The sequence below is a fragment of the Tateyamaria omphalii genome, from assembly GCF_019802125.1.
Taxonomy (GTDB): domain Bacteria; phylum Pseudomonadota; class Alphaproteobacteria; order Rhodobacterales; family Rhodobacteraceae; genus Tateyamaria; species Tateyamaria omphalii_B.
Genome location: NZ_JAHVHT010000006.1, coordinates 48,351 through 75,096, shown reverse-complemented (window position 1 = coordinate 75,096; position 26,746 = coordinate 48,351). Strand labels below are relative to the sequence as shown.

The 26,746-nt window shown below is 60.3% G+C and carries 25 protein-coding genes; 7 read left to right on the top strand and 18 right to left on the bottom strand.

The window, feature by feature from the left end; translation table 11 throughout:
• Nucleotides 1-49: 49 nt before the first annotated feature.
• The 3 genes from KUV51_RS19580 to KUV51_RS19570 are packed head-to-tail and all read right to left on the bottom strand — an operon-like array spanning nt 50 to nt 1,316.
• Entirely contained in the window at nt 50-508 is a 459-nt protein-coding gene (locus KUV51_RS19580) for an SRPBCC domain-containing protein (RefSeq protein ID WP_222523146.1), read from the bottom strand.
• The gene (locus KUV51_RS19575; RefSeq protein WP_222523145.1) at nt 505-987 is read right to left on the bottom strand and encodes an SRPBCC family protein; all 483 of its coding nucleotides are present in this window, start codon (nt 985-987) and stop codon (nt 505-507) included. The genes KUV51_RS19580 and KUV51_RS19575 overlap by 4 nt, the downstream gene beginning before the upstream one ends.
• Nucleotides 984-1,316: an ArsR/SmtB family transcription factor gene (locus KUV51_RS19570; RefSeq protein WP_222523144.1), complete on the bottom strand. Its 333-nt coding sequence runs from the start codon at nt 1,314-1,316 to the stop codon at nt 984-986. Before KUV51_RS19570 ends, KUV51_RS19575 begins: the two co-directional genes overlap by 4 nt.
• 123 nt (nt 1,317-1,439) lie before the next feature.
• Between KUV51_RS19570 and dnaE the strand changes: the two genes are divergently transcribed.
• Both dnaE and KUV51_RS19560 read left to right on the top strand, forming a co-directional pair.
• The gene (dnaE, locus tag KUV51_RS19565) at nt 1,440-4,940 is read left to right on the top strand and encodes a DNA polymerase III subunit alpha (RefSeq protein WP_222523143.1); all 3,501 of its coding nucleotides are present in this window, start codon (nt 1,440-1,442) and stop codon (nt 4,938-4,940) included.
• A gap of 85 nt (nt 4,941-5,025) precedes the next feature.
• On the top strand, nt 5,026-6,099 hold the full coding sequence (locus tag KUV51_RS19560) for a hypothetical protein (RefSeq protein ID WP_222523142.1): 1,074 nt from the start codon (nt 5,026-5,028) through the stop codon (nt 6,097-6,099).
• A 282-nt stretch (nt 6,100-6,381) separates the two neighbouring features.
• Here the strand turns inward: KUV51_RS19560 and KUV51_RS19555 are convergent, their stop codons facing one another.
• A complete protein-coding gene (locus KUV51_RS19555; protein ID WP_039683762.1) occupies nt 6,382-6,576 on the bottom strand; it encodes a SlyX family protein in 195 nt (64 codons plus the stop codon).
• Nucleotides 6,577-6,662: 86 nt separating this feature from the next.
• On the opposite strand from KUV51_RS19555, the gene hisS reads away from it, so the two are divergent.
• The 3 genes from hisS to hisG are packed head-to-tail and all read left to right on the top strand — an operon-like array spanning nt 6,663 to nt 9,963.
• A complete protein-coding gene (hisS, locus tag KUV51_RS19550; RefSeq protein WP_222523141.1) occupies nt 6,663-8,207 on the top strand; it encodes a histidine--tRNA ligase in 1,545 nt (514 codons plus the stop codon).
• Nucleotides 8,204-9,274 carry an ATP phosphoribosyltransferase regulatory subunit gene (locus KUV51_RS19545; RefSeq protein ID WP_222523140.1) on the top strand — a complete coding sequence of 357 codons (1,071 nt, stop codon included), beginning with the start codon at nt 8,204-8,206 and terminating at the stop codon, nt 9,272-9,274. Before hisS ends, KUV51_RS19545 begins: the two co-directional genes overlap by 4 nt.
• Complete coding sequence (gene hisG / locus KUV51_RS19540) at nt 9,271-9,963, top strand: ATP phosphoribosyltransferase (RefSeq protein ID WP_222523139.1); 693 nt, start codon at nt 9,271-9,273, stop codon at nt 9,961-9,963. Before KUV51_RS19545 ends, hisG begins: the two co-directional genes overlap by 4 nt.
• Before the next feature lie 248 nt (nt 9,964-10,211).
• Here the strand turns inward: hisG and KUV51_RS19535 are convergent, their stop codons facing one another.
• Nucleotides 10,212-10,643 (bottom strand): DUF1489 family protein, encoded by a 432-nt coding sequence (locus KUV51_RS19535; protein WP_222523138.1) that lies wholly within the window; start codon nt 10,641-10,643, stop codon nt 10,212-10,214.
• Between the two features lie 193 nt (nt 10,644-10,836).
• Between KUV51_RS19535 and KUV51_RS19530 the strand changes: the two genes are divergently transcribed.
• Nucleotides 10,837-13,125: an adenosylcobalamin-dependent ribonucleoside-diphosphate reductase gene (locus tag KUV51_RS19530; RefSeq protein WP_222523137.1), complete on the top strand. Its 2,289-nt coding sequence runs from the start codon at nt 10,837-10,839 to the stop codon at nt 13,123-13,125.
• A gap of 143 nt (nt 13,126-13,268) precedes the next feature.
• Here the strand turns inward: KUV51_RS19530 and KUV51_RS19525 are convergent, their stop codons facing one another.
• Nucleotides 13,269-14,252, bottom strand: coding sequence for a helix-turn-helix domain-containing protein (locus KUV51_RS19525; RefSeq protein WP_222523136.1), 984 nt, complete (start codon nt 14,250-14,252; stop codon nt 13,269-13,271).
• A 171-nt stretch (nt 14,253-14,423) separates the two neighbouring features.
• On the opposite strand from KUV51_RS19525, the gene KUV51_RS19520 reads away from it, so the two are divergent.
• Complete coding sequence (locus KUV51_RS19520; protein ID WP_222523135.1) at nt 14,424-15,455, top strand: carbon-nitrogen hydrolase family protein; 1,032 nt, start codon at nt 14,424-14,426, stop codon at nt 15,453-15,455.
• Nucleotides 15,456-15,600: 145 nt separating this feature from the next.
• Here KUV51_RS19520 and KUV51_RS19515 read toward each other — a convergent pair whose 3' ends face one another.
• From KUV51_RS19515 to paaG, 12 genes are all read right to left on the bottom strand, one after another.
• Complete coding sequence (locus KUV51_RS19515) at nt 15,601-17,238, bottom strand: GMC family oxidoreductase (protein WP_222523134.1); 1,638 nt, start codon at nt 17,236-17,238, stop codon at nt 15,601-15,603.
• Between the two features lie 55 nt (nt 17,239-17,293).
• Nucleotides 17,294-17,653: a nuclear transport factor 2 family protein gene (locus KUV51_RS19510; protein ID WP_222523133.1), complete on the bottom strand. Its 360-nt coding sequence runs from the start codon at nt 17,651-17,653 to the stop codon at nt 17,294-17,296.
• Nucleotides 17,654-17,678: 25 nt separating this feature from the next.
• Nucleotides 17,679-18,077 carry a hypothetical protein gene (locus KUV51_RS19505; protein ID WP_222523132.1) on the bottom strand — a complete coding sequence of 133 codons (399 nt, stop codon included), beginning with the start codon at nt 18,075-18,077 and terminating at the stop codon, nt 17,679-17,681.
• A gap of 58 nt (nt 18,078-18,135) precedes the next feature.
• The gene (locus KUV51_RS19500; RefSeq protein ID WP_261385956.1) at nt 18,136-19,545 is read right to left on the bottom strand and encodes an aldehyde dehydrogenase family protein; all 1,410 of its coding nucleotides are present in this window, start codon (nt 19,543-19,545) and stop codon (nt 18,136-18,138) included.
• An 88-nt stretch (nt 19,546-19,633) separates the two neighbouring features.
• A complete protein-coding gene (locus KUV51_RS19495) occupies nt 19,634-20,557 on the bottom strand; it encodes a helix-turn-helix domain-containing protein (protein WP_222523131.1) in 924 nt (307 codons plus the stop codon).
• 20 nt (nt 20,558-20,577) lie between these two features.
• On the bottom strand, nt 20,578-21,918 hold the full coding sequence (locus KUV51_RS19490) for a TRAP transporter large permease (RefSeq protein ID WP_222523130.1): 1,341 nt from the start codon (nt 21,916-21,918) through the stop codon (nt 20,578-20,580).
• Nucleotides 21,915-22,406, bottom strand: a complete 492-nt coding sequence (locus KUV51_RS19485; RefSeq protein WP_222523129.1) for a TRAP transporter small permease — start codon at nt 22,404-22,406, stop codon at nt 21,915-21,917. Before KUV51_RS19485 ends, KUV51_RS19490 begins: the two co-directional genes overlap by 4 nt.
• 2 nt (nt 22,407-22,408) lie before the next feature.
• Complete coding sequence (locus tag KUV51_RS19480; RefSeq protein WP_222523128.1) at nt 22,409-23,407, bottom strand: TRAP transporter substrate-binding protein; 999 nt, start codon at nt 23,405-23,407, stop codon at nt 22,409-22,411.
• 120 nt (nt 23,408-23,527) lie between these two features.
• Nucleotides 23,528-24,127 (bottom strand): TetR/AcrR family transcriptional regulator, encoded by a 600-nt coding sequence (locus tag KUV51_RS19475; protein WP_222523127.1) that lies wholly within the window; start codon nt 24,125-24,127, stop codon nt 23,528-23,530.
• Nucleotide 24,128: 1 nt separating this feature from the next.
• Nucleotides 24,129-25,442, bottom strand: coding sequence for a phenylacetate--CoA ligase PaaK (gene paaK / locus KUV51_RS19470; RefSeq protein ID WP_222523126.1), 1,314 nt, complete (start codon nt 25,440-25,442; stop codon nt 24,129-24,131).
• A 13-nt stretch (nt 25,443-25,455) separates the two neighbouring features.
• Nucleotides 25,456-25,881, bottom strand: a complete 426-nt coding sequence (paaI, locus tag KUV51_RS19465) for a hydroxyphenylacetyl-CoA thioesterase PaaI (RefSeq protein ID WP_222523125.1) — start codon at nt 25,879-25,881, stop codon at nt 25,456-25,458.
• Entirely contained in the window at nt 25,878-26,663 is a 786-nt protein-coding gene (paaG, locus tag KUV51_RS19460) for a 2-(1,2-epoxy-1,2-dihydrophenyl)acetyl-CoA isomerase PaaG (protein WP_222523124.1), read from the bottom strand. Before paaG ends, paaI begins: the two co-directional genes overlap by 4 nt.
• Nucleotides 26,664-26,746: the final 83 nt, after the last annotated feature.

Genomic DNA, 26,746 nt, shown 5'->3' with positions numbered 1-26,746 from the left:
GCAGGTAAGGTAGGGCAGGCGGGCAGGCAAAGGCAAGCGGGCCGGGCGTTTACGCGGCCATCTTGGTCGCGAGTGCCTCAAGGTTGGCCAGCCCGGCTTCCCAGCCGGCCTTGAACTCGCCATCCGCATCCGGCCCGGTGAAGGACGACACCGCCACCGACACGTCGAGACGCGATCCTGTCCCCTCCGCCGTCACGCGGTAGGTGACCAGTGTGGTGGCGATTGCGGCGCCGTCTATGATGACCGTCTCGGTAAAGGCTGCATCATGCGGCCCGTCGATCCGGTACCAGCGTGTGTCCACCGTGAATTCCGGGTTCTCCGCAGGCCCACAGCGATGTGTTTCATGCCCGCCCACGCGAAAGTCCGATTTGTCCATGACAAGAACCATCCCTTCCTCGGGTGCGCCCCAGGCTTCGCGCATTTTCCCATCGGTCAGCAGGTGCCACAGTCGGTCGGGGGCGACTGGCATGGTCCGTGTGATGTCGAAATGTCCGGTATCTGTTGTCATGATGTCTTCTCCTTCAAAGTCATTGCGAGGTCGCCAAGCTGACGGATCACCGTCGCCCAGCCCTCGTGAAATCCCATTTCTTCATGCCGTTTGCGGGCCTCCACGTCGCCATGCAGAACGGTGGCGCGGTACAGTGTGGAGTCTCCGTGCGGCTCCAAATCGTAGATCGCGGTCATGAACGGGGCCGCGTTGGGGCGGTAGCCGCCCAAAAGTGCATCGGTGGTCACCAGCCGCCGTGCCGGATCCGCCTCGAGGACACAGCCTTTGAGCGGCATTTCGGTCCCGTCATCCAGCACCATGGTCAGGTTCGCCCGTCCGCCGGGCACAAAATCATATGCGATGTCCTTGACCGTGAACGGTTTGGGCGCAAACCACTGGGCCAGCAGGTCGGGATCGGTCCAGCAGCGCCAGATGGTTTCGGGTTTTGCCCCGATCTCGCGTTCGATGCGCAGGTCCAGGTCCGGGTTGAAATCCATCATGTGCTGTCCTCTTCGTTCAGTGTTTCGGCAAGCCGCGCCAAACGGTCGAGCCGACCCTCCCACATGTCCTTCTGGCGTTTCAGCCAATCGTCCATCACGCGCAGCGGCGCCGCTTCGATATGGACAGTGCGCACGCGGCCCTTCTTGGTGCTTGAGACCAGCCCGCTCTCCTCCAGCACTTTCAGATGCTTGAGGAACGTGGGCAGGGCCATGTCGTGCCCATCGTGCAGCGCGCTGACGGCCGCTGGCCCCCGGGTCAGCTGTTCAACCACCGCGCGGCGGGTTGGGTCGGCAAGGGCGCCGAAGACAATGTCGAGTTGGTTAGTCATGTGGCTAAGTATTGGCATCAGGCGATTCGAGTCAAGATACTTAGCCAGGTAGCTAACTTATAGCTTGTGGATAACATCTTGTGGGGCTTTCCGAGCGGCCTGCCACGACATATCGTAGGCGCCATGACCGACGCTCCCCGATTCATTCACCTGCGCACCCACTCCGAATACTCGCTGCTCGAGGGCGCCATGCGCCTGAAAAAGCTGTCCGGCCTGGTGCGGGATGCGGGGATGCCCGCCATCGCGCTGACCGATACAAACAACATGTTCGCGGCACTTGAGTTTTCCGTGGGTATGGCCGGGGCAGGGGTGCAGCCCATCATCGGTTGCCAGGTCGATCTGCAATACGTGACACCGCGCCCCGGTGAACGGCCCCGCGATCCCGCGCCGCTCGTACTGCTGGCCCAGACCGAGGCCGGGTACGAGCACCTGATGAAGCTGAACTCGTGCCTCTACCTGCGCGACGGCTCCGAACTGCCCCATGTCACGGTCGAGGAACTGGCGGGCCATTCGGCGGATGTGATCTGCCTCACCGGCGGCCCAAACGGCCCCGTCGGGATGCTTCTGCAAACTGGGCAGGTGCCGGCTGCCCAGGCGCTCATGGACCGGCTCAAGGACATCTTCGCCGACCGGCTCTATGTCGAATTGCAGCGCCACCCGGGCGAAGGTGGTCAGCCTGAAGCCGAGCGTCTGACCGAGCGTCCGCTGATCGAAATGGCCTATGCCATGGACCTGCCGCTGGTCGCCACCAACGACGTCTACTTCCCCAAACCGGACATGTACGAAAGCCACGACGCGCTGATCTGCATTGCCGAAGGGGCCTATGTCGACCAGCAGGAACCGCGCCGCCGCCTGACGGCCCAGCACTATTTCAAGTCACAGGCCGAGATGGTGACGCTGTTCGCCGACCTTCCAGAAGCCATCGAAAACACAGTCGAGATCGCGCAACGCTGCGCCTTCATGGCCTATCGCCGCGACCCCATCCTGCCCAAATTTGCCGATGACGAGGTCGAGGAACTGCGCCGCCAGTCCAATGAGGGGCTACAGGAACGGCTCAAGGTCATCCCGCACGCCACCAGCGTCGAGGAGTACCAGAAACGCCTCGACTTCGAACTCGACATCATCGAGGGCATGGGCTTCCCCGGCTACTTCCTGATCGTGGCTGACTTCATCAAATGGGCCAAGGACCACGATATTCCGGTGGGGCCGGGCCGTGGCTCGGGGGCGGGCAGCCTCGTGGCCTATGCGCTCACCATCACCGACCTCGACCCCCTGCGCTACGCCCTTCTGTTCGAACGGTTCCTCAACCCCGAACGGGTCTCCATGCCCGACTTCGACATCGACTTCTGCATGGACCGGCGCGAGGAAGTGATCCGCTACGTGCAAGAGAAATACGGCCGCGACAAGGTTGGCCAGATCATCACATTCGGCGCGCTTCTGTCCAAGGCTGCCGTACGCGACATCGGGCGCGTGCTGCAAATGCCCTACGGCCAGGTGGACCGGCTGTCGAAGCTGATCCCGGTCGAAGGCGTCAAACCCGTCAGCATCGAAAAGGCGCTGAAGGACGAACCACGCCTGCGCGAAGAGGCACGGAATGAAGAGGTCGTGGACCGCCTCCTGACCTATGGCCAGCAGGTCGAGGGGCTGCTCAGAAACGCCTCCACCCACGCCGCCGGTGTGGTAATCGGGGACCGCCCGCTCGACGCGCTGGTGCCGCTCTATCAAGACCCGCGCTCGGACATGCCCGCCACCCAGTTCAACATGAAATGGGTCGAACAGGCGGGTCTCGTCAAATTCGACTTCCTCGGCCTGAAAACCCTGACGGTGATCCAGAACGCGGTCGAACAAATCCTCGGCTCTGGCCGCAAGCTGCACATCGCTGCCGATGGCACCGAACTCTATACGCCCGCCGACGGGATGGAGAACGACATCGGCGGCATCCCCCTCGACGACGAGGCAAGTTACAAACTCTACGCTGCGGGCAAGACGGTCGCCGTGTTCCAGGTGGAAAGCTCGGGCATGATCGACGCGCTCAAGCGGATGAAACCGGACTGTATCGAGGACATCATCGCCCTCGTGGCCCTCTACCGCCCGGGCCCGATGGAGAACATTCCGAAGTTCTGCGAGGTCAAGAACGGGCTGAGCGAACGCGACACCCTGCACCCGTCCATCGACCACATCCTGGACGAAACCCAAGGCATCATCGTCTACCAGGAACAGGTGATGCAGATCGCGCAGGAAATGGCGGGCTACTCGCTTGGCGGCGCGGACCTCTTGCGCCGCGCCATGGGTAAGAAAATCCAGGAAGCGATGGACGCCGAACGCCCCAAATTCCTTGCAGGCTCCAAGGAAAACGGCGTGGACGAGGACAAGGCGCTGGAAGTCTGGCACCTCCTCGACAAGTTCGCGAACTACGGCTTCAACAAATCCCACGCGGCGGCTTACGCGGTGGTCAGCTACCAGACGGCATGGCTGAAGGCGAACCATCCGGTCGAATTCATGGCCGGTGTGATGAACTGCGATATTCACCTCACCGACAAGCTGGCCGTCTACTTCGAAGAGGTCCGCAAGGGGCTCGACCTGCCATGGGTGCCGCCCTGCGTGAACCGCTCGGATGCGACGTTCAAGGTGGTCGACGGCGCGCTGGTCTACGCGCTGGGCGCGCTCAAAAACGTTGGCGTCGAAGCCATGCGGCTGGTGCAGGAGGCCCGTGCCGACAAACCCTTCGTCAACCTCTTCGACTTCGCTCGCCGCGTGGACCTGAAGAAGGTCGGCAAACGCCCCCTCGAAATGTTGGCTCGCGCCGGGGCCTTTGACCAGCTCGACCCCAACCGCCGCCGCGTCTTCGACGCGCTCGACGCGCTGAGCGCCTATTCCGCAGCAGTCCATGACCAGAAAAACTCCAACCAGGTCTCGCTCTTCGGCGAGGCAGGCGACGACCTGCCCGAACCCAGGCTCCTGCCCCTAGATGACTGGCTGCCCGCGGAACGTTTGGGCGAGGAGCACAAGGCGGTCGGCTTCTACCTCTCCGGCCACCCGCTCGACGACTACATGGGCCCGCTCAAACGCAAGGGGGTCATCACGCTGGACGAGGTGACGGCCAAGGCCGAAACCCAACCGCTGGTCGCCAAACTCGCGGGCGTTGTCGCCGGTCTGCAGGTGCGCAAATCGGCCAAAGGCAACCGCTTCGCCTTCTGTCAGATGTCCGACACGACCGGCGCCTACGAGGTGACGCTCTTCTCCGAAAGCCTCGAAAAATCCCAGGACCATCTGGAAACGGGCGCCAAGGTCATCGTCACGGTCGAGGCAACGATGGAAAGCGACCAACTCAAGCTCCTCGGCCGCTCCGTCGCCCCCGTTGATACCGTGGTCGCAGATGTCGGCGGCATGGGTTTGCGCATCTTTGTCGAAGCCCCCACCGCGCTCGCCTCGGTCGCCACAGTGCTCGAAGGGGCGGCAAACACGGCCAAGGGGGCAGGACGCGGCCCGATCACGGTCTGCCTGATGGACGACAGCCTGCCGGGCGAGGTCGAGATGGACCTCGGCGCTGAATTCCCCGTCACACCCCAGATCAAGGGGGCGATCAAATCTCTCTCCGGCGTGGTCGAGGTGCAGGACCTCTGACGCCACGGCCCCCTGACTGGACCTTCCGACGTCTTGAGGATAAAACCGCCCGCGGGATGTGGACACGATCAGGGAGGATATGCGCATGATGCGAACGCTGTCGGCCTGCGCCTTGTTAGCTCTCCTTGGAGCCTGCGGCGATCCGCTCAGCGGCATCGAACGTGTGTCCGAAGGGGCTGTTCTGCCCCCCGAACCCGGCGCCAACGTCCTGCCAACCGAAGAAGAGCTCGCGCGCCAGGAAAGTGTCCTGTCGGGACTTTTCCGCGACCCGGCCGCTGGCGCGGAAGAAAATGCGCAAACACCTGTGGCCAACCCGGATCAGATCGACGCGGACACCGCCACTGTGTCAGATGCAGACAATGCGCTGCCTGTCGAACCAGCCCCGTCCGACGCGATTGCAGGCGCCGGGGCCGCCGCCGCAGCACCACAAGCAGAGCCCGCCTCCGGCGGCCTCTTCGGCTGGCTGCGCCGTGCCTCGCAATCGGATACCGATCCACAAACTTTGACAGGCCAGGATCCGGTCGAAGCGGGGCTGGATGCTCCGACGGAAACCCAAACTGATGCAGAACCGGTCGTCACGGCAGCTGTCTCCCCCGAGGCGCTGGTCGAACCGGAAAAGCGCCGCCGCCTCTTCGGCGGCACACGAAACACCCCACGTACGGGACCGGACGGAACGGATGTGGCACCCGGCATGATTGTGCCCTTCGGCCAGATCGCGCGCAATTGCGATGCGCAACCGGCAAGATTGGGCAAGGTGGTCGACAAGGCGGCAGGCAAGGGCCGCGGCTACGTCCTCTACGACACCGCGCCCGACAGCACCGCACCACGCACCTTCTACGTGACGGGCTTTGCAGACAATTGCCCGCGCCAATTCACGGCCGCACTTGCGCTCTTCGGCGAACCTGCGTTCCACGAACAACTGCGCTATGGCCTGCCCGCAGACGAGTATCCCTACTCCACTACGGACGAAGCCTACGAAAAGCTGAAGCGCCGGGTATGCAATGTGGGGCGTAACAAGCCCTGCGGCGGACGGATCGACAGGCTCGCGCGCAACACAACATTCATCAGCGCTTACGAAAACTTCACCGACAACGGGCGCTGGGCGGACATGTTGTTGCACGATGGCGCGGTGCTTGCCGCCGCGCTCAAAACACCCTGAGGTCTGCGTCTCTGGCATCCCGACCCTTCGGGGAGGATTTTTTTGAAACAGGGAAGATGCAGACGGTGGCGCTCGTCCTATCAACGTGGGGAAAGCCGGGGCGGTCCAGCCCTTGATCGCAATGGATCAAGGGCCTTCCCCGTTTACACCGGTTCGCATCCCTGCTCCCGATGCTCTGTCAGCAAAGGCGATCAACCTTAATGATTGGTGAACAGGGTCTGTCTTCCCTGTTTCAAAAAAATCCTCCCCGAAGAGCCGATTGGCAACCGGGTCGCCGGGTTCTCAATAATGCGGAGGCCGCTCGTCCCCGATCACGACACCGCCGCCGCCATCTGCCTCCCGTTGCGCTTCCCGCTCCATCAGCATCTGCACGCGCCGGGTCAGCAGGGCAATCTCGGTCTCCTGCCGCGCCACCACGTCCGACAGCTCGTCCACGGTGCGCTGCAAATGCGCGATCTCTTCTTCCAGCTTTTCCATATCCCCCATCTGCCACCTCAAGCCCCGCTTGCCCAGCCCCCATGCCTGCGGTATCCCGCGCCCGAACGCAAACCCGGAGCGCCACAATGGCCAAGCCCAAGAAAACTCCCCGCCCCACGGCGCAAACGCCCAAGGGGTTCCGCGACTATTTCGGCACGGACGTCACCGACCGGGCCGAAATGCTGCAAAAGATCGCCGGGGTGTATCATCGCTACGGGTTTGACGCGCTCGAATCCAGTGCCGTGGAAACGGTCGAGGCGCTGGGCAAGTTCCTGCCCGACGTCGACCGCCCGAACGAAGGGGTCTTCGCCTGGCAAGAAGAAGACGGCGACTGGCTCGCCCTGCGTTACGACATGACGGCCCCGCTGGCGCGCGTCTATGCGCAACACCGCAACGACCTGCCGAACCCCTATCGGCGCTACACGATGGGTCCGGTCTGGCGCAATGAAAAGCCCGGACCCGGGCGGTTTCGCCAGTTCTATCAATGCGATGCGGATACGGTCGGTACAGCCTCCATGGCCGCGGATGCCGAGATCTGCGCGATGCTGTCGGACACGCTCGAAGCCGTGGGCATCCAGAGTGAAGATTACGTGATCCGCATCAACAACCGCAAGGTGCTGAACGGCGTGATGGAGGTCGCGGGCCTTGCTGGTGACGACAAGGAAGCCGAACGCGGCATCGTCCTGCGCGCCATCGACAAGCTTGACCGGCTGGGGCCAGACGGTGTGCGGGCGCTGCTGGGTGAGGGGCGCAAGGACGAAAGCGGAGACTACACCAAGGGCGCTGGCCTCGGCGAAGCCGAAGCCGACATCGTCATGGGCTTCATGGACGCCAAGCGCGACACCGGCCCGGACACCGTCGCGCGGCTCAGCGAACTCGTCCAAGGCTCGGACATCGGCGCCAAAGGCGTCGCCGAACTCGAAGAAATCGCAGCCCTCCTCGACGCCGCAGGCTACGGCCCCGACCGCATCGTCATCGACCCTTCCGTCGTCCGCGGCCTCGGCTACTACACCGGCCCCGTCTACGAGGCCGAACTCACCTTCGACGTCCAGAACGAAAAGGGCCAGACGGTCCAGTTCGGCTCCGTCGCGGGCGGGGGGCGCTACGATGATCTGGTCAAGCGCTTCACCGGCCAGGAAGTCCCCGCCACCGGCGTCTCCATCGGCGTCGACCGGCTGCTGGCAGCCCTGCGCGCCACCAACCGCATCGGCACCACCGAACAAGGCCCCGTCGTCGTCACCGTCATGGACCGCGACCGCATGGCCGACTACCAACGGCTTGTGGCACTCTTGCGGGAGGCTGATCTCGATCCAGACAACCCGTCGCTGGGAAAAATACGGGCCGAGGTATTTCTGGGGAACCCTAGGAATTTTGGTAACCAATTAAAGTACGCTGATAAGCGAAACAGTCCCGTTGCTATTATCGCTGGGGACGATGAATGGGAGCGAGGTGTCGTTCAGATCAAAGATTTGGTTTTGGGCGCCGAGCTGGCGCAGACTGCAACCCAAGAAGAGTGGAAGGAACGTCCACAACAAGAAGAAGTTGCAGAATGTGACATGGTTGAAGCCGTTCGTCGACTGCTGCAGAAGCACGCAGAGCATCGGCAAGTTATGGACAAACTGAACCAATGACCCAAGCACGCGAGCGGGCCCACGCCCTGCGCGACCGCTTCATCGCGGCGGGCGCGCAGCTGGTCAAACCGCCGATCCTGCAACCGGCGGACCTGCTGCTCGACCTCTATGGCGAGGATATCCGCGCGCGCGCTTACGTCACCTCCGACGCCCTGCGCGGCGAACAAATGCTGCGCCCGGATTTCACCGTGCCGGTTGTCCAGATGCACATGGCAAACGGCGCCGACTCCGCCCGCTACACCTATGCGGGCAAAGTGTTTCGGCGGCAGGAAGATGACCCCGACCGCGCAAACGAATACCTGCAAGTGGGCTACGAGCTCTTCGACGGCACCAACCCTGCGGCAGCGGATGCCGAGGTCTTCGCCCTGATCGCCGATGCTGTCAGTCCGCTCAACCTGCGGGCCGCGACAGGCGACATCGGCATCCTCATGGCCGCCGTCGATGGTCTCGACATTTCCGACCGGCGCAAGGCCGCCCTGCGCCGCCACATCTGGCGCCCCCGCCGCTTCCGCGCGCTGCTCGACCGCTTTTCTGGCCGGAGCCCCGTACCGGAAACGCGGGCAGCATTGCTTGCAGGCAACGCCACAACCGACGCGCCGCTCACCGGCCTGCGCCGCCAGTCCGAAATCGACGCCCGCATCGCAGCTCTTCAAGCGGACGCCGCCGAACCGCCACTCTCCGGCGCGCAGATGGAATGCCTTGATGCGCTCTTGAACGTCCGCGAAACGCTGCCCTTCGCGCTTGCCCAGATGCACACGCTCTGCGCTGACCTGCCCGCGCTGCGCCCTGCGGTAAAACGGATCGACGCGCGGGCGGAGGCACTTTCCGCCCGCGGCATCGACGTCGACAACCTGGAATTCGAGGCGAGCTTCGGCCGCACTTCGATGGAATATTACGACGGCTTCGTCTTCGGCTTTTACGCCGAACAGCGCCCTGACCTGCCCCCCGTCGCCTCCGGCGGGCGCTACGACGCGCTCACCCGCCGCTTAGGGCAGGGGCAGGAAATCCCCGCCGTCGGCGCGGTCATCCGCCCCGGCCTGATGGACGAGTTGGAGGGCGCAGCATGATCAAGCTCGGCGTGCCGTCCAAGGGGCGGCTGATGGACAAGACGTTCCAGTGGTTCGAAAAGCGCGGCGTCACGCTCAGCCGCACAGGATCTGACCGCGAATATGCGGGCGCCGTGGACGGGATCGATGGCGTGGCGCTTGTTCTGCTGTCGGCAGGGGAAGTGCCGCGCGAACTCGCCGCTGGGCGCATCCATCTGGGCGTGACCGGCACAGATCTCATCCACGAAAAATTGCCGCTCTGGGAGCAGCAGGTCGAACCGATGGCCGAAATGGGCTTCGGTCACGCCGACCTTGTCCTCGCTGTTCCGCAGGCCTGGATCGACGTGGACCTGACCGATGACCTCGACGCTGCCGCCGCGGCCTTTCGCGCGGCCCACGGCTTCCGCCTGCGGATCGCAACCAAGTACCACCGGCTCGTCCGCGATTTCCTGCGCGATGCAGGGGTGGCTGACTACGCGATCGTCGACAGCCAGGGCGCGACCGAAGGCACCGTCGCGAACGAGACGGCAGAGGCCATCGCCGATATCACCTCGTCCGGCGAGACACTGCGCGCCAACCACCTCAAGATCCTGAGCGACGGGTTGATCCTCGCCAGCCAGGCGACGCTCTGGCGCAGCCGCGTGGCTGAGGTGACGGATGCGGAGCGCGCGGTGCTGGCAACGCTGCTGGACCGACTGGGGGCCGACTGAAGGCCAACTCTTTCCAAAGAGTGAACGCGCCCGCGCAAACATGAACGCCGGGCGAGCGTTAACGATGTCTGAACGGTTGCCTGGGGTCCAAAACACGCAGTTTGCGGGTCAAAATGTGCAGTTTGCTCAAAACCGGCTGAAAACGGGCGTTTTCGAGGGGTGCAAAACGCGCAGTTTCAGACCGAAAATGTGCAGTTTCGCAAAATCGGGCGCGAATTTCGCACCGCACGGCGCGTTAACCTCTCGCCTCAAAGAACCCCGATCTCGGCCAGCGCCCGATTGAGTTCAACCGGCAGCGGCTCCTCCCGCTCGCGCCCTTTCGGCAGGTCCGGCGGGCTGTCTTCGGGCTTCAGATAGCGCCATCCCTGAAACGGTCGCTTGAGCGCCGATTGCACCCGCACCAACTCCGGATCAGACACGATGGCGCAGCGGCGAATGCCGTCGCTGCCGATCACTTCATCCAGCCGCAGAATGCGCTGGCGACAGGTCAGCACCCCTTTCACAACCCAGAAGATCGACCCACCATTTAGTATCTCGGCCTCGCGCTTGGGCCACATACGGGTCACATGGCGCGGATAGCCATCATCGGTCTGCGCACGTTTCGTGGACTGCCACGCGACCAGATCGTCATAGCTGTCGCTGCCCACGGACAGCTTGATGAGATTGATGTACTTATCCACAGAATCCACCTCTCGCCACACCATATAATGTAGCGCTGTCACGCCGAACTGCAACCTGTTGTGGTTGTGATACCTCTAGATTTGGTGGCTACCAAGTCAAGTACATCTATCTGTTGTGGAATGCGTCAGAAATGGTAGCCTGTTTGCCTGCACGGCGTCCGACAGAATCGGACGCCCCCAAGGGGATGCTCCGATGACACGCTTTGCCGCGCCGATTGCCGAACAGATCTGGGACATGAAGTACCGCTTCAAGGAGGCCGACGGCACGCCCATCGACGTCACGGTCGAAGACAGCTGGCGGCGCATCGCGCGCGATCTCGCGTCGGTCGAAAAGGACCCCGCTCAGTGGGAGCAGACTTTCTATAACGCCTTGGAAGATTTCAAGTTTTTGCCCGCTGGCCGCATCACCGCCGGAGCGGGAACGGCACGCTCCGTCACCCTCTTCAACTGCTTTGTCATGGGCACGATCCCCGACAGCATGGGTGGCATCTTCGAGATGCTGAAAGAGGCGGCGCTGACCATGCAGCAGGGCGGCGGTATCGGCTATGATTTCTCGACCATCCGGCCCAAGGGGGCAGGGGTCAAAGGCGTGGCCGCAGATGCCTCCGGACCCCTTAGTTTTATGGACGTTTGGGACGCGATGTGCCGCACCATCATGTCCGCCGGATCGCGCCGCGGTGCGATGATGGCCACCATGCGCTGCGACCATCCCGACATCGAGGATTTCATCACCGCCAAGTCCGACGCCGCCCGCCTGCGCATGTTCAACGTGTCGGTCCTCGTGACGGACGCCTTCATGGAAGCGGTGAAGGCCGACGGGTCCTGGGACCTGGTCTTCGACGGTACCGTTTACAAGACGGTTGAGGCTCGCGATCTGTGGAACGGCATCATGCGCTCGACCTACGATTACGCCGAACCCGGCGTGATCTTCATCGACCGCATCAACGCCGCCAACAACCTGAACTATTGCGAGACCATCGCTGCCACGAACCCCTGCGGCGAACAGCCCCTGCCGCCCTATGGCGCATGCCTCCTTGGCTCCATCAACCTCGCCCGCCTGGTCACCCAACCTTTTGAAGAAGAAGCGGAACTTGACGAGTCTGCACTGTCCGACCTCGTCGCTACAGCGGTCCGGATGATGGACAACGTGGTCGACGCCTCGCGCTTCCCGCTTGAAGCACAGGCACGCGAAGCAGCCGCCAAACGCCGTATCGGACTGGGCGTCACCGGCCTCGCCGACGCGCTCTTGATGCTGGGCCTGCGCTACGGCTCGGACGAGGCGGCGCGTCAGACCGAGCACTGGTTGAAAGCGATTGCCCGCGCCGCGTATCTGGCGTCGGTGCAATTGGCGAAGGAAAAGGGCGCCTTTCCGCTCTTTGATGCAGATGCTTATCTGCAGTCAGGCACGATGCAGGCGATGGATGACGACGTACGGGACGCCATTGCCGAACACGGCATCCGCAACGCGCTCCTGACATCTATCGCGCCGACTGGCACCATTTCGCTGTATGCAGGCAATGTCTCATCCGGCATCGAACCCGTCTTCGCCTATGCTTACACCCGCAAGGTCCTGCAAAAAGACGGCAGCCGAACCGAGGAAGAAGTCGTTGATTACGCAGTACAAATGTGGCGCGATAAGTTCGGCGACGCGGAGCTGCCCGACTATTTCGTGAACGCCCAGACGCTCGCACCAAGCGACCACGTCAAGATGCAGGCTGCGGCCCAGAAATGGGTCGACTCGTCGATTTCCAAAACGATCAACTGCCCCGAAGACATCAGCTTTGACGATTTCAAAGACGTCTACATGCAGGCTTGGGACACCGGCTGCAAAGGCTGCACAACCTACCGCCCGAACGCAGTCACCGGCTCCGTCCTGACTGTGGCCGAGGAAAAACCTGCCGAAGCGCCGGTCATGGCCAACGACGATGCAGAACCCATGCAGCCCCATGGCGACGTGATCTACATGGCCGAACCGCTCGACCGTCCAACCTCGCTTGAGGGGAACACATACAAGGTCAAGTGGCCCGACAGCGAACATGCGCTCTACATCACCATCAACGATCTGGTGATCGGCGGGCATCGGCGCCCGTTCGAGGTGTTCATCAACTCCAAGAACATGGAACACTTCGCCTGGACCGTTGCGCTCACGCGCATGATCTCTGCCGTGTTCCGGCGGGGCGGGGACGTGTCATTCGTGGTCGAGGAGCTGAAGGCCGTATTCGACCCGCGTGGCGGCGCATGGATGCAAGGCAAGTATATTCCCTCGATCCTCGCAGCCATCGGCGGGGTGATCGAACAGCACATGATCCAGATCGGATTTATCGAGGGTGAAGGCATGGGCCTGAAGTCCGACCCGCAGGCCGAGGTCGTCGGTCTGGATACTCCCCGCGGCAAAGCCTGTTCAAGCTGCGGCAGCTTCGAGATGCGCATGATCGAAGGGTGCATGACCTGCGCGTCCTGCGGCTTTTCAAAATGTGGCTAGGTTGGTTGGTTAGAGTGCAGTCTTACGCGCACACATAGCCCTGCTCGTGCGACCGTAAGGATTGTGTTGGTCATTTTTAGCTTTGCGGGCAATTCTCTGCCTTCATTGGCCTGCCTTCGAAGCCTGCAATCGAAAGATCGTGATCACATCTGCTCACGGCGGCTTTGCTTTGATTGGCCGTCACGAACCCTCCAACCTTTGCTGGCTCTGTAGGCTGTCGGCGTCTGTCCGAACCGTGCCTTGAATTGCCGAGAAAAGTACTGGGCGTTCTCGAGCCCGCAACGGAAAGCGATGTCCGCGACCGAGCGGTGGGCTTGTCTCGGGTCCGCGAGGGCGGCGCAGATTCTCTGCAGCCGCGCCTCACGGATTTCAGCCTGGATTGAACTGTTTTCGCTTGCGAACAGTTCATTGAGGCGCCTGACAGAGACGCCAACCGCGTCGCTGACATCCATGCGGGTCAACTCCGGCTGGGTGCATGTGCGTTCAATGTGCTGACGCGCATGTATCAGGATGTTTTGGCCGGACTCGCGCAGCTTGATCCGTCCCTCATCCAGCGAAGCCAGGCCGGTCGCGATGAGGTCGATGATGGCGTCTTCCTGGCAGGCGCGCATGACTTCATTCGATGATGACCCCAGCGCGATGATCTTGCGAATACTGAAATAGATCGCCTCGCCCACATCTTTCCTGATCCTGCGGGCGGTGAGCTGATCAAGGTTGGGCAGACGGTTCGACAGGGCGCGGTGCGGCACCTGGATAACGTGCTGTCGGAAGTTGTCATCAAGCCGCAGCCGATAGGGATCCGAACTGCGATAGGCGGCAAACTCGCCCGGTTCGATGACGGCGCTGCGGCCGTTCTGGCGGATTTCGCACTGGTTCTGTACCTGAAAGCTGAGCAGGACACTTTCGTCATCGTATTGCGCGATGTCGCAGGGTCTGCGCTCGACGACCTGACCGCTGCCCCAGACCTTTGAACTTCCGACATTGGCGATCTTGTTGAGGCGGATACCGCCCGCAAAGGTCTGCCGGTTCTCGGTATCGCAGCACAGTTTTGTGTAGGATGCGCAAACAGCATCTGACCAATAGGCGAACCGGTCCGCCGGTCTGACGTCATCTGTGCGAAAGATCATTTCCATTGGCAGGTTCCCGAACGCGGTCTTCGCGCTGAAACGATACACAATTCGTCGAATTTTTCAAATCTGTAACATGACAAGGTTTTCCGCCCAGACGTGCAAACTGTCCTGATCGCACTGTGCTTAGGCTTTCGATCACATTTTTGGATCCAAACAGGAGCATTGCAGATGACCACACCGTTCAAAGCCGCTGCCGTTCAGGCCGCGCCGGCTTTTCTTGATCTGAAAGCTGGCGTCGCCAAAGCCATCGCGTTGATCGAAGAAGCCGCAGCACAAGACGTCAAGTTGATTGCGTTTCCTGAAACGTGGTTGCCCGGCTATCCTTGGTGGATCTGGTTGGATGCCCCCGCGGTCGGCATGCAATATGTCGTGCCCTACTTTCAAAACTCCATAGAAGCAGGCAGTGACGAGGATCTCGCGCTGGCGGAGGCGGCCCGTAAGAACAACATTCAAGTGATCATGGGCGTGTCTGAACGCCATGAGGGATCGCTGTATATGGGGCAATGGCACTATGATGCGAACGGCGACGTGATCTCGCGCCGCCGCAAACTGAAACCGACCCATGTGGAACGCGCCGTGTTTGGCGAGGGAGACGGCAGCGACATCGTGGTGAACGAGACCGAGCTTGGCCGTATTGGGGCACTCTGCTGCTGGGAGCATCTGCAGCCGCTGACCAAATACGCGATGTTCTCGCAGAATGAGCAGATCCACGCAGCCGCTTGGCCGAGTTTCAGTGTCTATCGCGGAGGTGCATATCAGCTTGGGTCTGACGTGAATGTTTGCGCCGCGCGACAGCACGCCGTTGAAGGGCAATGCTTCGTGCTCTCGGCCTGCGCGACAGTATCAAAAGAGATGATCGAGATGCTGTGCGACACGGATGTGAAGCGTCAATTCCTGCTTGAGGGCGGGGGATATGCCAATATCTTCGGGCCAGATGGCCAGGCATTGGCAGAGCCGCTGGCCGAGACCGAAGAGGGGCTTTTGATAGCGGAAATCAATCTGGACACTATCGCGATTGCCAAGGCGGCTGCTGACCCGACCGGCCATTATTCACGCCCGGACGTGTTCCGGTTGATGTTTAACCGCAGCAAGAATCCGCGCGTAATGAACTTTGACGAAGGTTTGCAGGCCGCGGGCACAGATGAAGTCGTGGAGCGCGCAGAGGCGCAACTGGAAGCGGTGATAGAGCAATCTGAATAGCCACGCGCATGCAGCGAAACTGAAACGCCCGGTGCAAGCGCGCCGGGCGTTTTTCTATGTCAGTTCGCATAGTGCGTCGAGACGGATTGCCACCGCACGGGGCGGTCTCAACCGCAACCGCCCCGTGCAGATCCATGAAGATACATCAGGCCGATTTGATCATATCCGCAGCCTTTTCGGCGATCATGATGACGGGTGCATTCGTATTGCCCGTCGTCACGCGCGGCATGATCGAGGCGTCGACCACCCGCAATCCTTCGACCCCATGCACCTTGAGATGATGATCGACCACCGCCATCTCATCATGCCCCATTTTGCAGGTGCCAACCTGATGGTGGTAGGAGGCCAGGGCTGATCGGGCGTAGTCGGCCAGTTCTTCATCCGTCTGTTTGTCCTCACCGGGGTAGGTTTCCCGCGCTGTCACCTCGGCCAAGGCAGGCTGCTTGGCGATCTCGCGGTTGATACGGATGTTTTTGACCAGCGTCATCACATCGTACTCGGTTTCCAACAGGTTCGGATCAATGTGCAGCGGGTCTTCGACACTCGGGCCGGTGATTGTCAGGTGGCCGCGGCTGGTGGGTATCACGCCACCGGCGTTGATGGTGTATGCGTTGCCCGTCACCTGCTCCATCCCGTCCTGATAAAAGGGAACATGGAAGAACAGAGGCTGCATGTCGGGGGCGGGCAAACCCGGTTCTGACCGGATGAATGCCTGACCGTGCAGGACCTGAATGGCCATGTCGCTGGGCGGCGCGATGGGTTCGGATCCTTCGAAGATGACGGGCAAAAGCGTGTGGTCGTGCAGGTTCTTGCCCACACCGGGCAAGGCGTGACGTACCTCGATCCCGTGCGGTTCCAGCTCCTCCGGGGCGCCGATGCCGGACAGCATCAGGATCCTTGGCGTCTCGAGCGTGCCACCGGACAGGATGACCTCTCTGGTCGCGGTCACGGACATTTCCTGCCCGTCCTGAATGTAGGTCACGCCTGTTGCTGTTTGTCCGGTGAAGTCGACGTGTTTGACCCGGGCGTTGGTGATCAGGCTGAGGTTGCTGCGCTCAAGGGCCGGACGCAGGAAAGCCTCCGCCGTCGATTGGCGCACGCCGTCCTTGGTGGTCAGTTGGGTGTAACCCACACCCTCGCTGTCGGCCCCGTTGCAGTCGTCGTTAAAGGCGTAGCCCGCTTGCTGGGCGGCTTCGACGATGCGTTTCGTGGTGGGGTGCGGCTCAAAGTCAGCGGTCACGTGCAAGGGTCCGCCCTCACCGTGAAACGAATCTTCACCGCGGGAGAAGTCCTCGGATTTTTTGAAATAGGGCAGGACGTCATCATATGACCACCCGGCATTTCCGGCATAGGCCCAATTGTCGTAGTCCGACGCATGGCCGCGCACATAGATCATCCCGTTGAGCGCGCTGGACCCGCCGAGCGTTTTACCGCGCGGCCAAAAGATCTGCCGTCCGTTGCAGTGTTCTTGTGGTGCCGTACTGTAGGCCCAGTCGTATTCGGTGCCCCAAAGCTCGAGCAGCCGCATGGGTGTGCTGATCGCTTCTGAATTGTCCGGGCCACCTGCCTCGATCAGCAGGACGGTGGCGCCATCTTCGGTAAGGCGGTTGGCCAGAACGCAACCGGCTGATCCGGCGCCGCAGATGATGTAGTCGAAGCTGCCGGTTTGCGCCGCGGCTGTGTTGACGGACGCCCCCCAAAGCCCGCCACCAAGCGACAGAACGCCCGCGGCGACACCCGTACTTTTCAAAAAACTGCGCCGTGTCTGAGTTTTATGTGCCATGATGTCCTCCCTATCTGGCAAAGAAAGAGGGGCGCCACAGCGCCCCTTGGTCTGGTTAGTCGTGGTGAAACAGCTTGGCCGTGATCACCCATGAGCCGTCGTCGTTCATCAGGTGGAAATCGTTGACGAACGACATGCCATAAAGGCTGTCCTCAACGATGCGCGCCACCGCCGTCCGGCCGGTGACCGCGATATGGGTGATCTTGGCGACATAGCCCGGTCCGTGTTCGTTGGCCGTGAGATGGTCGTAGAACGGTTGGGGTGAACCGATCAGTTTGGCCGGCCCCAGGTAGCCCGCCATCACGGCGTTTTCGTGGAACACCGTTTTCAGCAGGTCGACGTCGCGGTCGGCAGTGCCTTTGATATAGGTATTCACGATGGCCTCTACGGCGGCGGCATCATCAGTTCTGTTCATGGTTTCAGTCCTTTCAAGGAAAGCGCTAGGCAACTGCACGCGCACCGGTGAGCCAGCGGCGCGCGTCGCGGATGTCAAAAAGAAGAGAGATTGACAGGATCGCAGCATTGATCAGATAGATCACTTCGGCGGTCCCGCCGGTGAACCCGTGGCTTGCAAAATGCCACGCCAGCAGCGCCAATAGCGGCGGCCAGAATACCACATGTGCAAGACCAAGTTTCAGTGAAAACCCGGCTTCTTTCCAAATAATGAATGGGGCCGGGGCAAAGCCCAGGATCGACAGGGTTGCCACCCACGGACCCAGCGGCCCGTTCATGGCAAACAGGGGCAGAAAGATGCCCGGGCCAAGTGCGAGCATCATCCATGCTTGCGTGCCCGGATGCAGGCGGCGGAACGACTGATAAATGGAGAGCAGACGGTTCATCTGATCATGTCCTTTGTTGTGTGCGAAGAGGCCTCCGGCAAACGCGGCGGCCGAGCGTTTAGCTGAAGACAACCTGCACGTCGGTGTATTCTTGCAGGCCTTCTTCCCCGAACTCGACGCCGATGCCTGATTTCTTGACCCCACCAAACGGTGCGTTGGGTTGGATGGCGCCGTGCTTGTTGATCCAGACGGAGCCGCATTCCATCTTCAGCGCGATTTCCTTGGCCTTTTCGATGTCCTGCGACCAGACGGAGCCACCGAGACCGTTTTCAGACCGATTGGCTTGTGCGATCACTTCGTCGAGATCCGAAAACTTGATGATCGGCAATGCCGGGCCGAACTGTTCCTCGGCCACCAGCGGGTCGTCATTGCTCAGATCGGCAATGATCGTGGGTGGAAAAAACAGACCCTCGCCTGCCTCACCGCCCAAAAGAACGCGTCCTTTACCCTTTGCATCATCGACGAGGCTCTTGACCTTGTCGAACTGCATCTGGTTCTGGATCGGACCCAGAATACTGTCCTCGGACATGCCATCGCCAACCGGAATGCTCTTGGCGAAGTTGACCAGGTGCTCGCAGACCTCGTCGTAGACGTCTTCATGGACATATAGGCGTTTCATTGCAGCACATGTCTGGCCGTTGTTGATGAAGCCGCCCCAGAACAGACCTTCTGCAATCTGCGCGGTGTCGACGTCCGGCAGCACGATGCCTGCGTCGTTTCCGCCCATTTCCAGGGTCAATCGCTTCATGGTTTCTGCGGCAGATCGCATGACCTTCTCGCCTGTCGCGCAAGAGCCTGTGAACACGATTTTGCGGATATCGGGATGTGCGGACATCGCCGCTCCGATCGAGTCTCCGCCATCGCTGCCGGTGACACAGTTCACGACGCCGCTGGGCAGCACCTCGTTCATCAACTCGACCATGCGTATCGTCGACAGCGGCGTCATGGGGGATGGTTTGATCACCACCGTGTTCCCCGTCCGCAGGGCGGGCATGATATGCCAGATCGCGATCATCACCGGGAAATTCCAGGGCGTGATCGAGCCGATCACGCCAAGTGGTTTGCGATGCAATTCCACTCGGCCTTCGTTGTTGTCCTGCAGGACCTTCATCGGCAGGGATAGCGCACTTGTGTAGCCGCCCCACGCCCCTACGCCACCCATTTCCCAGCGGGAACCAAGACCATTTAGCGGCTTGCCTTGCTCCAGTGTGATGAGGCGCGCGAGCTCATCGGAGTGTTCGGCAATCTTGGCCGTCACCGCTTCGCAGGCAGAACGAAGATCGTCGTCACTACTTGCCGACCATGTCTTGAAAGCTGCATGGGCCGCGGCGACCGCTGTGTTGAGGTCGTGCAGGCTTGCTTCAGGTGCAAGGCCGATCACCTCGCCCGTCGATGGGTTGCGGACTTCAAAGGTACTGGCTGCGGCAACAGATTGGCCGTCGATGACCATCTGATAGGTCTGTGTCATGGGTGTTCCTTCCGCTTGAATGCCTCAAAGGGCGATATGACAGCGTAGAAAGCGGATGGAGCCGGGTCTTTGCGCTCCGCGTCAAAAGTTATTGCAATGCGCGACGCTCACCCGGGGCACAACCGTGACGTTTTTTGTAGTGGCGATAGAATGTCGACAGGTCACTGAACCCACAATCGAATGCGATGGAGGCAATTGAGGTTTGTGGCTTGTCGCCCAGTCGGTTCAGCATCTCCCCTGCTGCATCAAGTCGGACTTCTTGAATGCGTTTGTGGGGGCTGGTGTCCAATGACCCAAAGGCCCGCTGCAGCTTCCTCAGGGAGACGCCCGTCATGTTGGCCAGATGGATCGGCGCAAATTCGGGATCAGCATAATGCTGCGACAGGATTTGCATGGCCCGGTTTATGATCTGATGATCAGGCGTCGCCGGGCTGCGGTCCCCGATCGACCGGTTGAACAGAAACGCGCCCAGGACCGCAAAGAATGCTTCGGCGACGTGTTCTTGCTGCGGGCGGTCGTTTTGTGTCAGGTCTTTGAGTATCGCCTCGATCGCCTGCGCCAAAGGGTCTGCGCGGGTCATGGCGATACCGCCGCCAATTCGATGTCCAAAGCGCTGTGTTGCTTCCTCGCGCGGCAGATGCAGGGACAATTGGCGCGAGGCCTGGTTGTTGTAAACAAAGGTCGATGGGCGGGTTGAATCGACAAGGAACATATCCCCCTGTTTCATCTGAACATCCGCATCATCCTGACACATCAAGGCCTCGCCTTCCGTTTGCAGGACCAGGAAGAAGTGATTGCCGGGGTCTTGCTTGATGTTGGTGCGCGATCTGTGGATCGCCTTGGCGTTCTGGGCCACCTTGGCAAAGCTCAACCCACCTTTGCAGAGCAAATCGACGTGACCTGTGAGGGTCGGTTTGTCGTGCTGCACATCAAAAGAACCGCAGATCGCGTTCAACTGCGCCTCAAAGACGTCTTGTGGGGTCGTCTGCTCGGCAAATGGCAAAGTCGGCATATTTGGGTCTCCTTCTTGCTTCAGGGGCCTCCGAAACTCACCACGCCCATGGGCAGCATCAAGGCAAAGAAGGGCAGGGTGATCAGAATGACCAGGCGCACGATATCGGCAGCCCAGAAGGGGGTAACACCCCGGAAAATTGTCCCTGTCGACACATCCTGAACGACGGAGCGCAAGACAAAGACGTTCAGCCCGATAGGCGGCGTGATCAGCGAGATTTCGGTGACAACCACCACGATGATGCCAAACCAGATCAGCGCCACTTCCCCGGTTACATCACCTTCGAAGAAGCCGAGTGTCGCGATCAACGGGGCAAAGACAGGCACGGTAAGCGTGATCATGGAGAGGCTTTCGAACACGGCGCCCAGAAGCAGGTAGATCAGGACGATCAGGGCCAGAACCGTGAAGGGGTCGAAGCCGGCTCCTTGGACCAGTGCCAACAGGTCTTCGGGCAGTCCGGCGCGCGACACGAACCGATTGAAGATGTCTGCGCCGATCAGCAGCACGAAGAGACCTACGGAGGTTTTGACCGTTTGCGTCAGTGCGTCGATCAGGCCCTTCCAACTGAACCTTTTGATCACGATTGAGATCAGGATTGCACCGAACGCACCGACGCCAGCAGCTTCGTCTGCTGTGAAAATCTGTCCGTAGATGCCGCCAATAATCAGTGTGAACAAAAGCAGGATCGGAACAACACGTACAACACTTTCACGGGTTTCCGCGGGTGTGAGGGGGGTGCCAGCCGGGCCCGCTTCGGGCTTGCGCCAAACGACGAATGCCACGGCGCAAAGGTAAAGCAGGACGCCGAGAAGGCCGGGCAGGATACCTGCGAGGAACAGCTTGCCAATGGATTGACTTGTCAGAAAGCCGTATATGATGAGGATGATGCTTGGGGGTATCAGGATCCCAAGCGTGCCGCCCGCGGCGACAGACGCGGTGGACAGGCTGTCGTGATAGCCAAACTTGCGCATCGATGGCAGCGCCACCTGCGACATGGTAGCCGCTGTCGCCAAAGACGAGCCCGAGACCGCAGAAAAGCCACCACACGCCAAAATGGTCGACATTGCGAGCCCGCCAGGCAGCCGCCCGACAACAGCATAGGCCGCGCGGTAGAGATCGTGCGCCATACCGCTTTGCGCGATCAACATCCCCATGAAGATAAACAGCGGGATGACAGAGAGCGCGTCATTCTGTGTGACATCGAGGATCGAGTCCGCAGCGGGCCCCAGCCCGGCCGACCAGCGCCAGTCGCGCAAAAAAACAAATCCGATCGCGCCAACGCCACCCATTGCAATGCCGATGGGCACGCGCACCAGAACAAAGCCGATGACGATAGCAAAGGCGATCAGGGAGACAATCACGTCTGAACCCCTTTGAACATCTTTGTGGCTGTTGCCACGGCCAACAACAGGCCAGTTGCCGTGACCACTGTGGCGATGGCGTAGATTAATGGATATTTTGGCAGAAACAGCAGCTCGGTGGTGATGCCGCGGCTTTGGAATTTCTCGGCGCGCGCGAAAAGCCAGTATCCCATCGTCAGAAGCGATCCAGACATCATCAACGCAATCAATCGATCACGCCAGAAGGCCGCGCGCACGCTAAAAACGCTGTCCAGCAAGTCCACGTCAATTTGTTCGCCGCGCAGAGTTACAACGGGGAACGCAAAGAAAATTGCAAGCGCCAAGAGGATTTGTGCCAGATCCTGCCGCCCGAAGATCGGTGCATTGAAGGCATAGCGGCCAATGACCTCGACCACCGTCAGGCACATGATAGCCACCAAGCATACCGCGCTGAGTGTCAGGAAGATACTGGCGAGCCAATGGCCCGCCCGAGCAAGAACATCCGCCATGTTCAGTTGCTGTATTCGGCCATTGTCGATCGGATGATCTCGAGCGCCGCTTCTGCGTCAACGCCTTTGGCGTTCACTTCGGCCAGAACAGAAGCTTGGATTTGGGGGACAAGGGTCTCGAATTTGGCGGAAGCCTCGCCCGAGAGATCGATGATCTGACCCGTTTCAGCTTGTGCATCAAGGCCACGCTGGTTGCCTTGGTCCCATGCCGCGCCTGCGAATGCAGAGAAGTCCTCTCCCAAAACAGCTTTGATTGCGGCCGCGTCTTCCTCACCTATGGACTCCAGGAATTCCTCGGACATGACGATGGCAAACGATCCGCGGTAGAACCCCCCGTCAACGCGGTAGGTGTAGGGCAGCACCTCTGTCAGGCGCAGAATTGCAATCGTGTCACCCGGGAAAAATGTGCCGTCGGCCACGCCGTTCGAAACGGTTTCATAGACCGCGGGGGCCGCGACCTGAACGCCTGCCATTCCGAGACCTGCCAGCACGTCGCCCATTACACCTCCGCCGGACCGGATTTTGAGCCCGTCAGCCTCGTCCAGTGACGCAATCTCGCTGGACAAGTGCAACATCCCCGGCGCGTGCACCATCATGGCAACAGGCACCACGCCATCATGTTCGTTCGCGGCTCCCAGCACTTCTTCATGCGCGCGCCAATGCGCAGCAGAAGCAGCAGCGCTATCACCTTGCAGCCCCGGAATTTCGATGAGCTTTGTTGTGACAAACCGGCCCGGATTGTAGCCGTGGAAAATCCACGCAGCATCTGCGCCGCCGTCTTCAACCAAATCAGCTTGTGAGGGTGGGGATGCGAGCTGGTATTCAACCGTGGCAGTCACACGGCCATCGGTTGCTGCTTCCACGCGGTTGATGAACTCGGGCCAGATGATCTCGTTCATCACGTGACTCGGCGGGAGCCAAGATGAGATGACCATTTCTTCGGCCGAGGCCACGTTGGTGCCGAGCGCGACCGCAAGCGCTGTTGCGAGCTTCAATTTCATGGTTCCCTCCTCTGAACCGGGCTGATTGCCCTTTGTCGAAAGCACTATACATAAACCGACCGTTCGGTCAATAATAATGGCAAGTCAAACGCCCTTGAGCGTCTGATCCTGTTCGTGCGGTCAGGTTTTGGTAGTGATTCCGTTAAGCGTCAGGTCTGCGATAGACCCCGCATAGGCGATGCGGGCATCTTTTGTGGCTTTTGGCTGCCACATGTAGAACCAGTTCAACATGCCGAACACAGACATTGTCACATCGCGGCACTGCGCCCTGTCTTGTCCCAGTGTTTCTGGCGCGCACCCTTGCAAAATGCGCGAGACCACCGCGACAAGGTCACGTTGGTAGCCTTTCAGAATGGTCTGCTTGTCTTCTGGCAAGAGCGGCAGGCCTTCGCCCTGGATTTTGTGTTGATGGTCCATGCCGTCGTAAGCCAATAAGAACTCGCGTGTAACGGCCCTCAACTGTTCGGCCGGTGACAGCGCATCGAGGGACAAATCACAAATCCAATCACGCAGTTCCGACAGATAACTGTCGAGGATGTCGAAGATCAGGTCATCCTTGCTAGAATAGTAGTGATAGATGTTTGCCTTCGAGATCCCGCACGCACGGGCAACCTCATTCATGGAGGCCCGGGCAATGCCTTCGCGCGCGAAAACCTCTGCTGCGACCTTCAGGATATGACGACGTTTATCGTCGTGGTCTTTTGCAATCGTGCGGACCAAGTCATTCCCCCTTCGGACGGTTGTCGACGACGCGGCGAGCTTTGCCTTCACTGCGTTCGACAGTGCCTGGCGTGCCTACAGTGATCTGGGTCGAGACGCCAACCACATCCTTGATCTTCTTGGACAGGATCTTGCTGCTGGCGGTGCGGGCGTCTTCGCTTGCGGCGTCTGGCATGGCTTCGACCATCACCGCCATCTTGTCCATTCGGCCGTCGCGCGACAGCGTGATCTGGAAATGCGGGGCGAGCTCAGGGATCGCCAGCACCTGTTCTTCGATCTGGGTGGGGAAGACATTGACGCCGCGCAAGATGATCATGTCGTCGGAGCGCCCAGTAATCTTTTCCATCCGCCGCATTGTTCGCGCGGTGCCGGGCAACAGCCGCGTAAGGTCGCGAGTGCGGTAGCGGATCATCGGCAGGCCTTCTTTCGTTATCGTGGTGAAAACCAGTTCACCCATCTCGCCATCGGGCAGAACCTCTCCGGTTTCCGGGTCGATGATTTCGGGATAGAAGTGATCCTCCCAGATATGCAGTCCATCCTTTGTTTCCACACATTCGTTTGCCACACCGGGACCAAGGATTTCGGATAGGCCGTAGATGTCGACGGCATGCATGTCGAACGCCTCTTCGACCTCGGCGCGCATGGCGTTCGTCCACGGTTCTGCGCCAAAAATGCCCACCTGAAGAGAGCTTTCGCGCGGGTCCAAACCCGCCTTCTGGTACTGTTCCAGAATGTTGAGCATGTAAGATGGGGTGACCATGATCGTGGTCGGCTTGAAATCCTGGATCAGCGTGATCTGCCGCTCCGTCATGCCGCCAGACACGGGCACGACCGAACAACCCAGCCGTTCCGCGCCGTAATGAGCACCAAGTCCGCCCGTGAACAGCCCGTATCCGTAGGCAATATGCGCGATATCACCGGGTTTCGTGCCCGAGGCTCGCATCGATCGAGCAACCATGTTCGCCCACATATCAATGTCGTTCCTGGTGTAACCCACCACGGTCGGTTTACCGGTCGTTCCGGATGAGGCATGCAAACGCATAATCTGTTCGCGAGGCACGGCAAACAGGCCGAAAGGATAGTTGTCACGCAAGTCGTTTTTGTAGGTGAACGGAAACTTCGCGAGATCAGCAAGAGTTTGCAGGTCGTCGGGGTGTACCCCCGCCGCTTCAAACCGTTCCTTGTACATCGGGACGTTGGTGTAGGCGTGGCGGACCGACCACTTCATCCGTTCAAGTTGCAGCGCACGAATTTCGTCTGTCGAGGCGATCTCGATCGGATCAAGGCTCTCTCGGGATGGGGTTAAATCTTTCATGGTCTCCTCCGGGTCATTCGTCAAAGAGCGTGCCGCGTATGGCGCGAGACCCGCCTCTGAATTCTGCGATTGTGATCCCGTCCTGATTGGTCACGGTCACGTCGTAGATACCGCTGCGCCCCGATAGGCTGACTTCGCGTGCGAAGGCGGTCAGCGTATCGCCAAGATGCGCGGGCGCGATGTAAGTGATGCTGTTGTGCTGCGCGACCGTTGATTGGTTGCGGCTGTTGCAGGCAAAGGCGAAGGCGCTGTCGGCCAAAGCGAAGGTAATACCACCATGACAGATGCCGTGGCCATTTGTGTGATGTTCCTGAACAGACAAATGCAAGGTTGCCCTGCCTTCATCAATACTTGCCAATGTCATGCCGAGCCATGTGCTGGCCCGGTCATCCGACCACATGACAGCGGCAGACTTTTCGGCGCGTTCCTTTGGTGTCATTGGCCGCTAAACTCGGGTTTGCGCTTGTTCAAAAAGGCTGCAACGCCTTCTGCGTAGTCAGCGCTTTGGCCGCACGCTTTTTGAAAACGTGCTTCGAGTTCCAACTGTTGGTCCAACGTGTGCATTGTCGCGGCGTTCATGGCTTTTTTAGTGTGCGCAAACCCTTGGGTTGGACCATTGGCCAGTCTGGCGGTGAGCGCCCGGGCCTCTGCCATAAGGTCTTCAGCGGGGACGGCCCGCCAGATCATGCCCCAATCGGCGGCCTGTGTCGCGGGCAATGGTTCTCCTGTCATCGCGAGTGCTTTGGCGCGGGCAGGGCCAAGCAGGCGTGTGAGGTTCCAGCTGCCTCCTGCGTCCGGGACAAGCCCAACATTGGCAAAGGACTGCACAAACTTTGCCGTATCTGCTGCAAGAACGATGTCACATGCCATAGCCAGATTTGCACCCGCACCTGCCGCGACGCCATTAACAGCGCAGATCACCGGGAGTTCTGCATCGCGGATCAAGCGTACCAACGGGTTATAAAAACGTGTAAGTGTGTCACCCAAATCGGGTGGACCATCCATCTTGGCGGGGTCGCGGTCGCCGAGATCTTGCCCGGCGCAAAAACCACGCCCTGCGCCTGTCAGCAGTATCGCACGTTTGCCATCTTGGATCGCATGCTCCAGCCGTTCGCGCAGGGCAAGATGCATATCTTCGTTGAAACTGTTAAGCTTGTCGGGGCGGTTCAGTGTGATCTCGGACCAAGTGCCGTGGTCTTGGTTTAAAATTGTTTCTCCCACCGAACTCTCCCTTGCAATTTGATTTGCCCCGGTCTACCTGTTTTGGCATAAACCGACCGGTTGGTCAATTATAGAATTGCTGG